Annotated in this window: 12 protein-coding genes; 3 read left to right on the forward strand and 9 right to left on the reverse strand. The window is 36.5% G+C overall.

What is annotated here, in order from left to right; all coding sequences use genetic code 11:
* Positions 1-235: 235 nt before the first annotated feature.
* On the forward strand, positions 236-451 hold the full coding sequence (locus tag F6K23_RS21900; RefSeq protein WP_293159780.1) for a hypothetical protein: 216 nt from the start codon (positions 236-238) through the stop codon (positions 449-451).
* Positions 452-574: 123 nt separating this feature from the next.
* Here F6K23_RS21900 and F6K23_RS21905 read toward each other — a convergent pair whose 3' ends face one another.
* From F6K23_RS21905 to F6K23_RS21925, 5 genes are all read right to left on the reverse strand, one after another.
* Entirely contained in the window at positions 575-1,192 is a 618-nt protein-coding gene (locus F6K23_RS21905; RefSeq protein ID WP_293159782.1) for a hypothetical protein, read from the reverse strand.
* 60 nt (positions 1,193-1,252) lie between these two features.
* Positions 1,253-1,567 (reverse strand): Uma2 family endonuclease, encoded by a 315-nt coding sequence (locus F6K23_RS21910; protein WP_367267773.1) that lies wholly within the window; start codon positions 1,565-1,567, stop codon positions 1,253-1,255.
* A 129-nt stretch (positions 1,568-1,696) separates the two neighbouring features.
* Positions 1,697-1,891 carry a hypothetical protein gene (locus F6K23_RS21915; RefSeq protein WP_293159784.1) on the reverse strand — a complete coding sequence of 65 codons (195 nt, stop codon included), beginning with the start codon at positions 1,889-1,891 and terminating at the stop codon, positions 1,697-1,699.
* A gap of 52 nt (positions 1,892-1,943) precedes the next feature.
* Positions 1,944-4,436, reverse strand: coding sequence for a CHASE2 domain-containing protein (locus F6K23_RS21920; RefSeq protein ID WP_293159786.1), 2,493 nt, complete (start codon positions 4,434-4,436; stop codon positions 1,944-1,946).
* A gap of 189 nt (positions 4,437-4,625) precedes the next feature.
* Positions 4,626-4,895, reverse strand: a complete 270-nt coding sequence (locus tag F6K23_RS21925; protein WP_287526674.1) for a hypothetical protein — start codon at positions 4,893-4,895, stop codon at positions 4,626-4,628.
* An 877-nt stretch (positions 4,896-5,772) separates the two neighbouring features.
* On the opposite strand from F6K23_RS21925, the gene F6K23_RS41985 reads away from it, so the two are divergent.
* A complete protein-coding gene (locus F6K23_RS41985) occupies positions 5,773-6,267 on the forward strand; it encodes an RNA-guided endonuclease InsQ/TnpB family protein (protein ID WP_367267771.1) in 495 nt (164 codons plus the stop codon).
* Between the two features lie 7 nt (positions 6,268-6,274).
* A complete protein-coding gene (locus tag F6K23_RS41990; protein WP_367267772.1) occupies positions 6,275-6,913 on the forward strand; it encodes an RNA-guided endonuclease TnpB family protein in 639 nt (212 codons plus the stop codon).
* A gap of 110 nt (positions 6,914-7,023) precedes the next feature.
* Here F6K23_RS41990 and F6K23_RS21935 read toward each other — a convergent pair whose 3' ends face one another.
* The 4 genes from F6K23_RS21935 to F6K23_RS21950 all read right to left on the reverse strand — a co-directional run bounded on the left by F6K23_RS21935 (position 7,024) and on the right by F6K23_RS21950 (position 14,164).
* A complete protein-coding gene (locus F6K23_RS21935; RefSeq protein WP_293159790.1) occupies positions 7,024-8,424 on the reverse strand; it encodes a serine hydrolase in 1,401 nt (466 codons plus the stop codon).
* A 1,294-nt stretch (positions 8,425-9,718) separates the two neighbouring features.
* A complete protein-coding gene (locus F6K23_RS21940; RefSeq protein ID WP_293159792.1) occupies positions 9,719-10,480 on the reverse strand; it encodes an RNA methyltransferase in 762 nt (253 codons plus the stop codon).
* 685 nt (positions 10,481-11,165) lie between these two features.
* On the reverse strand, positions 11,166-11,942 hold the full coding sequence (locus F6K23_RS21945; RefSeq protein ID WP_293159794.1) for an amino acid ABC transporter ATP-binding protein: 777 nt from the start codon (positions 11,940-11,942) through the stop codon (positions 11,166-11,168).
* Positions 11,943-12,952: 1,010 nt separating this feature from the next.
* Complete coding sequence (locus F6K23_RS21950; RefSeq protein WP_293159796.1) at positions 12,953-14,164, reverse strand: amino acid ABC transporter permease; 1,212 nt, start codon at positions 14,162-14,164, stop codon at positions 12,953-12,955.
* Between the last annotated feature and the right edge of the window lie 249 nt (positions 14,165-14,413).

Below are 14,413 nucleotides of genomic sequence, written 5' to 3' on the forward strand. Positions count from 1 at the left end.
AGGAGACAGGAGACAGGAGACAGGAGACAGGAGACAGGAGACAGGAGACAGGAGACAGGAGACAGGAGACAGGAGACAGGAGGGAAGATGTGGGGAGAAATAATACAAAAAATTCAACACTCCTTTTCAGATTTTGGCGTTGCTGATTAGTAATGATCTATGCTTATGTAGGAAGAGTTTGAAATTTTAGATAGTGCAGCAGAAGACGAAGTTCTTTCATCCGTGGTGAATAGGGTTGACTCTTAGGGGATTCAACGAATTGACGACCACATATTCGACATTGGAAACACTGTTGGCCACGTCTTTGGCCATTTTTCCTGGTGTGGGTGGAGTTACATTTTGGACATATCATGTTTTGAATTCTACAACATTTATCATTACATTTCAGCAACGCCCAGATTTTTCCTCACTCATTGATGCGCGAAAAGACTTGGCTACCATAATTATATAGATCTCAAATTATATAGATCTCAAATGGGTTCTATACTTTTTTCGGGTATTCACAAGAAGTACAAACTTTCACTCTCAAGGCAAAGACTCCCATACTTTTTAGTGGAGACTTCGAGAGGTGAAATTAGAATTGACGTTCTAAAAATTCCACTGTGTTTTCATTAATTAGTACCCAACCACTCTTTGATAATAGACTGACCTTTACCCACCAGGCCGTTTTATAGGATGCACCGTAACATGGTTGGCACCCTCCTGCATAAATATTACCTTGGTATTCAAAGAACATCTCACCCTCGGCTCGGTTTTGTAATACATTAATTTGGTTTCCTTTTTCAAGAGTGAGGTTGGTCTGCTTTCCCGATGAATAATAAGCATCTTTGGAAAGGTATTTAATATTTCCATAGTTAGTTACTATCAATTTCTGGGTTTGTTCGATGGTGACAGAGTCTGACGCGATCGTTTGGTATTGAGTTTCGGTGAAATTGAAGATAGTTCCCTCTTTTATTTCCAGTCCTGTTACAGGTTGAGAGTTTGAGTTAGGTTTCTGCAATGGTTGGAGATTAACTTTTGATTTAAAACGTGGGAGACCTTCCCCTGGCCATAAACCAGTTGAAAATAAAACATCTGACTCATGAGAATTTGAAACTGTTTCCGATAGCTCATTAGAACTTGAAACTGTTCCCGATAAAGGCAAACAAGAGTATAAAAAAACAAACAATGCTAAACATATTAAACGAACCATTTTTTTCTCCTTTCAAACTGGTATTATACCCTCAAATAATTAAAATTACTCAAGTTATAATTAAACTGAAAAACTTTCACTAATTTGTTGCCTAAACTCTAAAACAACATCAAAAGTTTCATCATATTCAACATAACTTGCTAACAATTCTATATCTAACAAAAGTAATAAATTACTCCTAATTGCCTGCTCATATTTTCCATTATTTAAGTAATGGATAGAAAAACTTTCATTTTGCCAAAACCACACTTCAGAAACTCCTAAACCTTGATAAACTTCTAAAGCATTAATACCACCACTGGTAATTACAACTTCAATAGCTAAATCGGGAATATCTTTATTACTAAAAAGACAGTAACATTCATCTGGCTCAATACCCCTAACTGTTGCCTGAGACCGAAAAGTAGTGGAACCTCAACCATAAAAACGGATGCAACTTTCCTCAAAATAAGCTTCTAATAATCGACCAATATTGCTCTTAATAAATTCATGGCGACGACTAGGCTACATAATTTCTAAGTACCCCTCTAAAAAAGTAACACGCCAACAATAATTATCTTGCAAGTTATCCAATAACTGTTCATAAATCTGCCAACTAATATCACCCATAACAAAAATTTTGTCGGCATCAACAGAGCCTAATTTATCTTCACTTATCAATTTCTCTAACTGTTGTAAACCTTCTACAAAATTCAACATATAATGTATTTTATAGCTAATAAATAAATTTAATATCAATAATAATTCAATTTTAATAAATTGACTTACGATTAATCAAATATAAAAATATATAAATCCAAAATGTTAGAGTTGGTAACAACCAAGGCAATAAAATTGCTGCTGAAATATAAATTTGTAGGCTAGCTAGTGCATAAATTAGAGTCAATAAAAACCATAAAAAAATAATTTCTTGTTTTTGAGTTTTAGTACTATTTCCTAATACTAATACTGTTCCTTTTCCTAATAAAGCAGCTAATAAAATTAACCATAAATTAGGAATAGGTATAACTAATCTTTGATTGAGCAAATGATGAACCATATAAGCATGAATTTCCCCTCCAGTAAATACTGTACTTGGGTTTGCAGGATGTTGAGAACGCCAGAAACCAACAGCAGCGGGTAAAGGAAAATTGTCTCCTCCTGGAACTAATCCTGCATCTTTATATCCAGCAGCAATAATCACTATTGATGGACGTTTATTTAGTATAGTTAGTGGTAATAGTGGGGAATCATTACTATCCAAAAGTTGCCAAGCAGGTAAACGTTGAAAAACTGCTTCTGGGGGAACAGAAAAATCTATAATTGGATGCATCCACATTTGCCCTAATTTATAGGAAAATTTTGTTAAAGGTTGTAAGCGAGATGAATTGGAAAATAAATCCAAAAATTCATATTCACCTGTGGTCTGATTAATATGATTTTTGACTTGAGATACCCAATTATCTGAGGAATTAATCTGAGGTTGAAGCAACTCCCCAGATTGTTCAAAGTTTAACCAGTGAGCAATTGCTAACCAATAAGCAAAGGGCAATGGTTTCTTTCTAGAATATTGCCTTGGCAGCAGTGTAAAATGGGTAACATAACTGTCATAACCGACAATAAAAGTATCTCCCTGTAGTTGCCAATTTGGGGATGCTAACTCCGGCAAGGGTTCAAACCAACCACCAGCTTGGTTACGAGATGTCGCTAAAATAAACCAGGTGTTTTGTTTTTCTATGGATGAGCGCAGAGTACGGGCTAATTTTCGGTCGTTTCCTGGTTGATGGCGGTCGAATAGATAGTCAACACCGATGATTTTGGCGTTGATAGCTGTAAGTTGAGTAATGATTTTGGCTATATAGCTACGATCCATAGGTCTAGGATCGGATATTTTGGCTTTTTTGATGGACTCTTCGTCGATTTCAACTAATAGCACGGGAGGCGAATTTTTGCTATCGGGTTGGTTGGTAAATTGCCGATACATGGCTTGCGCTAATACTCGCTTTTCAATTAAAAAGCTTTGAGTTGATAATTGCCAACTGCATAAAATTAATGCACTGAGCGCCATCGCTTCTTTTCTGCTAGGAAACCACCGTTTGCATTTGTCTTTAATTCTAGATGCTTGAAGACAAAATAGTGCGGCATCCGGGTGGCAAAACAAAGATGGTATTAAATATGTACTAGGATAGGTGAGATTTTTCTCTAGCTTTAAAAATTGACAAGCTGATAATAATGATTCGTGAACATCTTTGTATTCGGCTAGACTTTGTAGAAAGCGCACTAAAAATTCTTGGGCGACTTGGTTATGAATAGGTTCTCGCATGACGGCAACTTGACTTAAACCCAAGTCGATCAGGGTGTTAGCGATGCTTAAACCACTACAGGAGTTGAAGATTGCAAATTGTAAACCTCTCTGTTTGGCTATAGTTAAGGATTGAGCAATTTCGATCATGGATAGAGATGTGCCTGGAGCGATCGCTAGTTCCCCTCCTGTATTTAGATTTTCATTACTGTGTCCTGCGAAAAATAAGATATCCCACCCACGTTCGTCTTTTATTGCTTTGACAATTTTGTCTTTTAGCTCTGCTTGACGCTCGTGAGGTTGCCAACCCACAAACTCTACTTCTGCTATTGGGGATAGTGATTTTACTGCTTCTCTGTCTACCTGGAAATTTAAACCTGTATCATCTCCCAGTATTGCTAATACCCTGGCTTTACCTCGACAGGGTTTGGATTGATAATTGACTGGTGTATCATGGATATTGATAGGTTGGCGGACTATTCTAATTTTACTGGATGCAGCAAATTCTGTAATTTCCCATACTTCCCAGGGTAAACGACATAATTCTTGGGAGTTACAAGTTAAAAATATGTCAATAGTAGGTACATGAGTGTTGTGCTGTGATGGTAGGAAATTTTCTGTTTTTTGTTTGGCTGCTTGAGCAATAATTGCTCTAATTTCAAACAGTTCTTCGTGTCGTAGCCAACGATGAAATTCACACAGAAGTTTTGCTTCTGCTTGGACCAATTTTTGTTCCCAATCAACTTGTCTGATTATTGTTCCTGTACTTACTACCCTTCCTCGTAAAGCTCTATGATAAAAACTTAGATATTTTGTTTGCCAATCTTGATAAAATATGGTAAGGTTCTCAGGATAAGGAAGAGTGACACTTAATTGTTGCCCTCTACCCCAGGCAAGTTCAAATAGGCAGACTTTTTCAACTTGTTGGATCTTAAGGTAGAATCTATAAGCATTCTGAGTCATTTTTCTTTGATTTTGATCGCATACCTCTTTACTTTAGCAATTCTCAATTAATTACAGAGAACGTTAGATATATATAAGGACAACTCTATTAAGCTATAAAAACAGCGGTCGCTATATCTTTTGTTCCGGAAAATAAGCGATCGCCAAAGTTTTAAATAGAAAATGGTAATATTGAATATTTATATCAACTCAAGCCGAACGCATTTTTCTTGCTAACTTAAGATTATGTATCCAAGGCTGATGAGATAATTCTGTAACTGCTTCTGCTGAAAGCTTGGCTGTAAAGGTACACCGCTGATGATTTAGCCCTCTGACCCCTAGTTCTTTTAAGAAACTCGCCTCTTTTTGATTTGGTACTTCCGTTGTACGAACAAACACTTCCACTGGCTGTTTGTGTGATGAAGGCATTTTATTCAGGACATTCACTAAGCCTGGATCTAACTTCCTATGTTCCATCATATTTTCCATTTTTCCATAACACTCCTTGAGTTTTTTCAATTACTAATTAACAGGACTTACGCAGAGACTCTATATATAGCGAAGGCTAATACCATTTGCCCCTACAGATGGTGGTTTTAAAGTCAATTTGCGTAAGTTCTGATTAACTTTAACTACTTATCTTTTGGACATTAATGTATATTAAGACCTATTTTTTATGATATATTTAAACTTTAGTCTGATTATTATATCCGTAGTTTAGCATTTTAATTTTGCTTGGTCAAGAATTTTAGACTGCTCTTAAAAAGAGTTAATCAATGTCAAGTTAGCCTTGACTAAGGTATATGGTACTGTGTTCTATACTTAGAAAAAGATACTTTAGTTGAAAGGGAAAACGCACGATGCAAGAGAATAGTTAAAACATCCGAACCTGTATTCACAGTTTTATACCTTCTTTTTATACTAATTTTCCCTCAATAATGCTATAACACTAGTTAGGTCTTGCTGATTAAATCTAAAAGCACTGACAGGTAAAGGTTTTAGCTTTTTTACAGCGAAAAAAGTGCAACTTTTTAAGCTTGAGCGACTAAAAAGTTAGGATAAAAGGCAGAATAATTGCAGAAAAATCAAGGGATAAAATATCCGACTCTCTCCTCTAAATTCCCCATTCCTCCTGGCTCGGTCTTCCTGAGGACTGACTCCTACCCCATACCAAAAGACTTATTCAGCAAACCCTAAGTTAGCGAAATATAGCAATTTGTAGAACACCTAGAAGACTTATTTGTAATATCTTACTTACCGAAAAATTGGGTCTAAAGCCTTGCCCTTCTAGGGCGACTTTTAAATTGGTTTTTCTTCAGTAAATATGTTATCATGTTGTTAGTTTAAAAGTCAGGTTATGAAAGCTAGATTTAAGTATCGTATCTATCCAACACCGGGACAAAAATACCGATTAGCCAAGCTATTTGGTTGTGTCCGTGTAGTTTGGAATGATAGTCTAGCTTGTTGTCAAGAAAAGTATCAATTAGGAGAGAAGAAACCCACTAACTCCGAGCTACAAAAACAGTTGATCACTCAATCGAAAAACACTGAAGACAGAGAATGGTTATCAGAAGTTTCTGCTATACCATTGCAGCAATCTTTAAATGATTTAAATCAGGCTTATCAAAATTTTTTCAAATCAACTAAAGGTCAGAGAAAAGGTAGACCTATTAGACCTCCTAAATTTAAAAGTAGAAAGTCAAAGCAAACTGCTAGGTTTACAAAGGGAGGATTTAAAGTTTGTCAACATAAAGTCTATTTAGCTAAGATTGGAAGGCTGAAAATTGTTTCGCCTGTGAGATTTACCTGCTGCTCCATCATCAGTAACAGTAATCAAAGATTCCGCTCATAGATATTTCTTGAGTTTTGTAGTAGAAATACAACCAGAAGTATTACCTAAAACTGATAATTCAGTAGGCATAGATTTAGGTATTAAAACTTTTGCTACATTTAGCGATGGTACAAAGGTTGATGCTCCTAAGCCACTGAAGAAACGAATTAAGAAATTAAGAAAGTTAAGTAAGTCATTATCTCATAAAACTAAAGGCTCTAAAAGGTATGAAAAAGCAAGGATTAGAGTTGCTAAGTTCCATGCAAAACTGAAAGATACAAGGACAGATTTTCTACATAAATTATCTACTAAAATAATTTGTGAAAACCAAACAGTTGTTTTAGAAGATTTAAACGTTTCTGGTATGGTTAAAAACCGCAAATTATCCAGAGCTATATCTGATTTAGGTTGGAGAACTTTCAGAACATTTCTAGAAGGAAAAGCAGAAAAATATGGTCGTTATTTTAAAGTAATTAGTCGTTGGGAACCCACATCTCAAACTTGCTCTAGCTGTGGATTCAAAGGTGGAAAGTTAGACCTTAAGGTGCGAGAATGGGAGTGTCTAAACTGTGGCAGCAAACACGATAGAGACGAAAACGCAGCGATAAATATATTAGTCGCTCCTTGGGCATTCGGAGACGAGAAACGGACGTGGAGGCAAGTGTAAGACTACTGCCAAAGTAGCAGCAGCCAAAGAAACGTCAACCCACCAAAGAGCTACGGCTCAGTAGGAATCCCCGCGCCTTTAGGCCGGGGAGGATGTCAAATAACAAACAACTATTGCTCTGAAGATTCAAGATATTGATAAGTTTTTTTGGATACATCGCGAATCAAGTCTACGGCAGTTTGTTCGTCATCTGGGCGTTTCACCAATACAGCCAATAGATAGCGCTTGCCATTGAGCAAATCAATCATACCCACATCTGCCAATACAGACTTCAGGTTACCTGTTTTGTGAGCAATAATAGTACCTCTACCTATACCCCGAGGTAACAATGAATCATTTTTAGTCCTCTCCATAATTCTAAACAGGCGATCGCGAGACTTTAGAGATACCAACCCACCTTGATTTACCTGTGAAATTAAATTTATCAAATCCTTGGGAGTTGTTGTATTAGTGCCAGATAGGTCTGGTAAGGAGTCATTAATAGTAGTATTCTTCAAACCCCAACTCTGAAACAACTGATTCAAAACTTCAGACCCACCAAGTGCTTCAATTAACATATTGGTTGCAGTATTATCGCTAATCACGATCATCTTTGTCGCTGTTTGCAAAGCTGTATATTTAGTACCAGGTCTGCGAAACTGCATATCTCCCGAACCCTCAGCTATATGAGATTCCTCCATTGTCAACATATCATCTAGTTTGATGCGGCCTTGATCCACAGCTTGAAAAAAAGCTACTAATATTGGCACCTTAATGGTACTAGCTGCTGCAATAGCGACATTTCCATTAATATCTAGATAAGCACCAGTATCAACATCAATCAGGAATATTCCTGGGGTGAGTTTTGGATATTCTGCGATGACTGTATCTAGCTCTGTTTTCAAAGCTGTAATTTCTCTAGTTTGTTGTACTGCTAAAGGTACAATGGAGGGAGATTTCCATTCTTGATTTGGTTCTACATCTGCTGCTTGAGAAAGGACACTAGAACTATTTCCAGGTTTCAACATTGATAGCAATGTTCCACTAATTACCGCTATTCCCATACCCAAAATTAACATCCGAGTTACGTACAACACTACTGAAGAAGACACAGAGCGTTTACGACTGAGTGGGGGCTTTTTTTGCAGTGGTGGCTGAGAAATAAAAGATTGGGCTTTTTCTAGCCGTTTTTGGGGTCGAGTAGATGTTTTGGGTTGTTGTTCTGCGATGGATCTTAATCTCGCCAATTCGTCTCTTCGACTACGTTTAGCTCTGTGAGATTGAAATCTAGGAATTTCTGTTTTTAAGGTTCTAGGTGCAACAACTTTCTTTTTTTGGGGGACTGGCCTTAGATAAGGTTCCTCAGAGGGTGGCAGAGGAAATTTAGCTACATTACGCTTTCTTTTGAGGGGTAGCTGCGGTTGCACGGGATGATTTTGCTGTCTACTACTAGATTGCTTCGATTGAGAATCTGGCCTAGTAGGGGATGATACTACTGAAAGAATTGATGGACTAGGAAATCTCTGAACCACTCCAAACACCTTAATTTACAACTATAATTTTGTTTATGGAACAGAAATGAATCAAAATCAAGAAAAATTGACTATTTCTGCATGAAAATTTATTGGACTTTCAGTTTTGCAAGAGGTATATTTATTTATTCCATTTCACAAAAGTTCAGAAGTCATATAAGCAACATATCTATCAAAAAAAACTTAATACCAAGAGAAAATACAGATAATTATTTTATTTCTCACAGGTTGTGACATTATTAATATTGAGTTAGATGGGTTAGTACTAGAGTAAGCATTCAGCCGTCAGCTAGCCTCCTATGGTCGGAACTGCGAACTTCAGCCAGCCTCCTTGGTCGGAACTGCGAACTTCAGCTATTGCTTTTAGTTATTAGATAAAAGCTTTACTAATTGAGTCAGAATTTATACTTACTACAGAAACTGGCTTTAAAGTCTATATTTATTTAAACCCCCTTCTTTTGCTGAGAGCATACAGCAAATAGCTGTTTGCGCAGCATTCCGTAGGAAATGCTTACGTACTAGAATACTAACTTAATCAAATATTAATTTTGCTTCATCACCTACGATTTAGGTAAATATCTATTACTTTAGCGCAAGTAGTAACTATTTTTACGTATTCTAGACAAAAAAACACTTTATATTATGTCCGGTTGAATAGTTATAAATAATGAGAGAGGAGTCAGGAGTCATATCGAATCCGGTTGAATAGTTATTGTATAGTTGTGAGTAGGGGAGTAGGGGAGATTAAAGGCTTGAAGTAATATAGAATTATCAACATATACTATATAATCGGATTCTATATCAGCAGGGAAAAACAGGGAAGAACAGGAGAAAGTTTTTTCATCACTAATTATCCGGACATGATATTACAGATAAATCCAGAAGATTTTTACAAGCTTCTATAACTTGGACTCAGATATTTCTATTCAGCCATTTATCAAAATGTTGGCAGAAGACCCGCGCTCTCCCGCAGGGGAGCGTCGGGATGAATGCCAATCAATCTTGCGGTTTTACAGATAATCTGTTAACTTACAAATATTGCTTAACTAAAAACCAAGGTTAAGACTACTGTAACTGTTCAATCAAGTCGCCGAGGGGCACTCGGAGACGATAAACGGACACGGAGGAAGCGTGATTACTGGTTTTGCCAGCATTTTCCAGTGAGGTGTCAACCCGCCCTGAGTCATTTGGTCAGCGAGCGTCTGTTTGAATGATGGATGGGAATCCCGCGCTGCAGGTGCAGGTCAGCGTCGGGAGGATGTCAAATATTAAAAGAATACCCAGGAAGAATAGATTAACTATCATTTTCGCAATGCTGAGAAAGTGCCCAATTCGTTTGCCTAATCATTCCGCGTAACATTGCCACTTCCTCAGTAGAGGGATAGGCGCGGTTGAATAGACGACGAATTTTTTCCATCCTGCTAGATGCTGTATGGGGATAAAGATAACCTATTTTCAGTAGCAGGGTTTCTAGATCCAGATAATATGCCTCTATTAAATCTATTGAAGCTTCTAAGTTAGGAGCAGGGGTGGGTGGACTATCCTGATTTTGTTGGTCGCTCAGTGCTGTAGTTTGCAAATGATATAGCTCATAACAGCAGATAGCTACTGCTTGAGCCAGATTTAGTGAAGGATAGATATCATCCGATGGAATACGGACAAATCTTTGGGCATAGTTTAATTCTACATTAGTTAAGCCTCTGTCTTCTCTGCCAAATATTAAGGCTGCTGGATGTCCTAATAGCCAAGGTAGGGTATGTCGGGGGTTTTCTAGTTGGGTGGGTAATGAACGGTCTAGGGATGTTGTGGCGATCGCTCTTTGACATCCTTTTAGGGCTCCAGGTAATGTTTGAACTATGGTGGCTTTTTCTAAGATTTCTGCTGCATGAACTGCCATTTTGCGGGCTTCTAGTCCATGGGGGTCGCATTGAGGATTAACTAAGACTAGGTGATGGAAACCCATATTTTTCATAATCCGGGCTACAGAACCAACATTTAGTGGTCCGGCTGGCTCTACTAATACTATTCTTATTTGTGTTGATTCTTGTTTCAGCATTAAGGGAAGAAGGAAAAGGGAAAAATATTGCTTTGTCTGAGTTTTACAGCTCAATTCATTGATATTTGCTTTTTGCTCTGATTTTTAAGTTGAATAAAAAATCATTTTTGGGGGCGAACACAGCCCAATATATAATTCTATTCTCAGATTATCACGATTTTTTCTGAGATACAAGCATAAATTATTGAGCTTCAGAAAATGAAGAAAAATCTGGCGTTATCTGAGTTTGACAGCGCAATTAATTGATATTTGGTTTTTACTCTAAGTTCTTGGTTGAATAAAAAGTCATTTTTGGGGGCGAACACAGCCCAATATATAATTCTATTCTCAGTTTATCACGATTTTTTCTGAGATACAAGCATAAATTATTGAGCTTCAGAAAATGAACCGGGAACGAAGAAGGGAAAAGGAAAATCTGGCGTTATCTGAGTTTGACAGCGCAATTGATTGATATTTAGTTTTTACTCTAAGTTTCTTGGTTGAATAAAAAGTCATGCTTAGGGACGAGCACAACCAACTATATAATTCTATTCTCAGATTATCACGATTTTTTCCAAGACACAACCCTAATATTTTTTTGAGCTTCAGAAAATGAAATTGATGATTAAATCCATTCGATTTCTTCTGCATTTCTGAAAGGGAGAGTGCTAAAAGGCATATTTTCTCAATTCCAGCTTTTTGAAACCTACAAAATCTGTGACAAAAATTGGCGCGTGCGTTCTTCCTTCGGGCTTTGAAAAAATTCTTCTGGGGTCGCCTCCTCTACCAATAACCCATCAGCCATTAATACGATCCGGTCTGCCACCTCCCTGGCAAATCCTACTTCGTGAGTCACAACCACCATAGTCATTCCCGAATCTGCCAAATTTCGCATTACATCCAAAACTTCTCGCACCATCTCTGGGTCTAATGCAGAAGTAGGTTCGTCAAACAACATAATTTTTGGCTGCATAGCTAAAGCACGAGCGATCGCCACCCTTTGCTGCTGACCGCCAGAAAGTTGACCGGGAAATTTTTTGGCTTGCTCCAAAATACCAACTCTTTCCAAAAGTTGCATTGCCACTTCTTCTGCTTTGACTTTTGGCCATCGGCGCACCCATATTGGCGCTAAGGTAACATTTTGCAAAACTGTGAGATGGGGAAATAAATTAAACTGCTGAAATACCATTCCCACTTCTTGCCTAATAGCTTCAATATTTTTCAAGTCGTGGGATAAACTGATGTCATCAATAATAATGCTACCTTTTTGATATTCTTCTAAAGCATTAAAAGTACGGATAAAGGTGGATTTACCTGAGCCACTTGGCCCCATAATTACTACTACTTCTCCACGTTTAACTGTGAGACTTACTCCACGGAGGACGTGAAAATTATTGCTGTACCACTTTTGAACATCTCTAGCAACTATTGCTAAATCAGAATTTATTTGTGCTTCAGTTTGTTTGGTTTTTGTTTCTGTCATTTTCAGCTATAGCAAGGAATAGGGAATAGGGAATAGGGAACAGATTAAAAAATATTTCTCTGTCTAAAGAGGATTATCAGCATAAGTCCTCACCCTATCTGTCTATTGCTATCATATCTTTAGCAGGGAATAGGGAATAGGGAATAGGGAATAGGGAACAGATTAAAAAATATTTCTCTGTCTAAAGAGGATTATCAGCATAAGTCCTCACCCTATCTGTCTATTGCTATCATATCTTTAATTTGTTGAATTTTATATTAGACATCTCCAGAAAAGAGGGAACAAGGAACAGGGAATAGTGAATAGGGAATAAGAATACATAATTTATAATTTATGGATAATCATTGATTTTATTTTGTATTTTTGGAGATATCTATTTGACTATTTAAATTATTTATCTATAACCAAGATTTTTAACTAATATACTGCTGGTCATTTCAGTTATCAGTTGTAATTATTAATTATTTATGATCGATTATCAATTATTGAACAAGCTTTTGACATAGCTTTTGAGTAGGAAATGGAGAGGGGTTAATTACGGACTCGATGCATAACTTTTGACTACTTTGATTGTTGTTAGTTAGGGCTTATATGGTATCCGGATAATTAGTTATTGTATGATGAGAGGAGTCAGAAGTCAGCAGGAAGAAAGGATGAAAGGATGAAAGGATGAAAGTTGGAATTATCTGGGTATATTCTGGCATTTTATGTCTGAATTGAATGGAAGTAGAAAGTGCGATAACTGTATAACTGGATTTTATATTACCGGTCTAATCTAAAAGTATTTACAAATAAAGATTTTAGCTGTTTTAGGTTGAAAAAAAGTGCCAGTTTTTCAGTTGCTCAAGGTCAAAAAGTTAGAATTTTGTGCAAGAGTGGGGCAGAAAAATCTAGGGATAATTCTTACTCCTACCTCCTCACTCATTCCCATTTCTCCTATCTCCTATCTCCTATCTCCTATCTCCTGTCTCCTTTCTCCTACCCCTACTAAAAGACTTTTTGAGCAAATCCTAATTATCGGTATTCAATTTTTTTTCTAACTGCCGACTACCAATTGACATGGCATAACAAATAATCCAAAAAAGTATGCCGTTAAATAAATAAACTTCTGCATAATCTCCTAAAAATTGTGGTTGAGCTAAGATTGAACGACTCATGCGTAACAATTCTGATAATCCGACAATTGATAATAAAGTTGTATCCTGAAATAGACTAATAAACTGACCTACAATTGAGGGAATAGCAACTTTTAATGCTTGAGGTAACACAATTAATCCTAATGCCAATGGAGTATTAAAACCTAATGCTTTTGCTGCTTCTGTTTGACCTCTAGGTATGGATTGTAAACCACCTCTAATATTTTCTGCTAGATAAGCTGAACTAAATAAAGTTAATCCTAATATTGCTCGTAAAATTCTATCTGGTCGCATTCCATCTGGCAGAAATAGGGGAATCATTATTTGCCCCATAAATAAGATTGATATTAAAGGTAATCCTCGGATAATTTCTATATAACCAATAGAAAAGATTTTGATTACTGGTAATTTACTTTGTCTGCCTAAAGCTAATAAAATTCCTAGAGGGAAAGATAGAAAAATGCTAACTATAGCCATTAATATAGTTAACATTAAACCTCCCCAGTCGTTTGTAGGTACAGATTTTAAACCTAATCCTCCTCCGATTAACCAGATAGTTAAGAGAAAGGCTATAAACCAAGGCAAAGATATGTATTTACCTATATTTGTAATTTTTATGCCTAATTTTTTTCCTGCCCAAGCAGTATTAATAACTAAAATAACTATTCCTATTAGTAAGAGTTTGAATGGGGTTGTTACTGGAATTAATAACAATATGGCAGGTATAACAGCTAGAAAAATTAATACTGGTTGGGAAAATAATGTGGCTGAGTTTCTGGCAATAATTCCCCAAGAAAAACCCGATAAGCTAGAAATTATGCTAACTATTAACCAGATGCGCCAATATTGGTCTTTAGGATATCTACCTACCATTAATAATGGCAAATTAACTTTGATGACTTCCCATTCTGCTTGAGTTATTGCCCAAGAAATAAAACCTGTTATTCCCTTGGTAATAATGCTGAGTAAGATAATAGTTAATAAGGTGTTGTACCAGGTACTAAAAAAATTTTGTCTGAGCCATTCTATAGGATTATTTTCCTGAAATGGGGGTGCTGATGATTTATGAGTATTAATTGTTTTCATATAATTAGGGTTTGCTGAATAATTAATAATTAATAATTAATAATTAATAATTAAGAGTTGATAGTTAATAATTAGGGCTTGCTGATTAAATATGAAAGCTTTGACTGATATTGGTTTTAGCCTTTTTAGGTTATGAAAAAGTACCTGGGAGTCAGCTCTTTATGGTCAAAAAGTTAGGATTTTGGACAAGATAGGGGCAGAAAATCAAGGGATGATATTTTGACGACCTGTTCTATAATTTCCATTCCT

Origin of the sequence: Okeania sp. SIO2C9 (assembly GCF_010672455.1) — a bacterium.
Lineage (GTDB): Bacteria > Cyanobacteriota > Cyanobacteriia > Cyanobacteriales > Microcoleaceae > Okeania.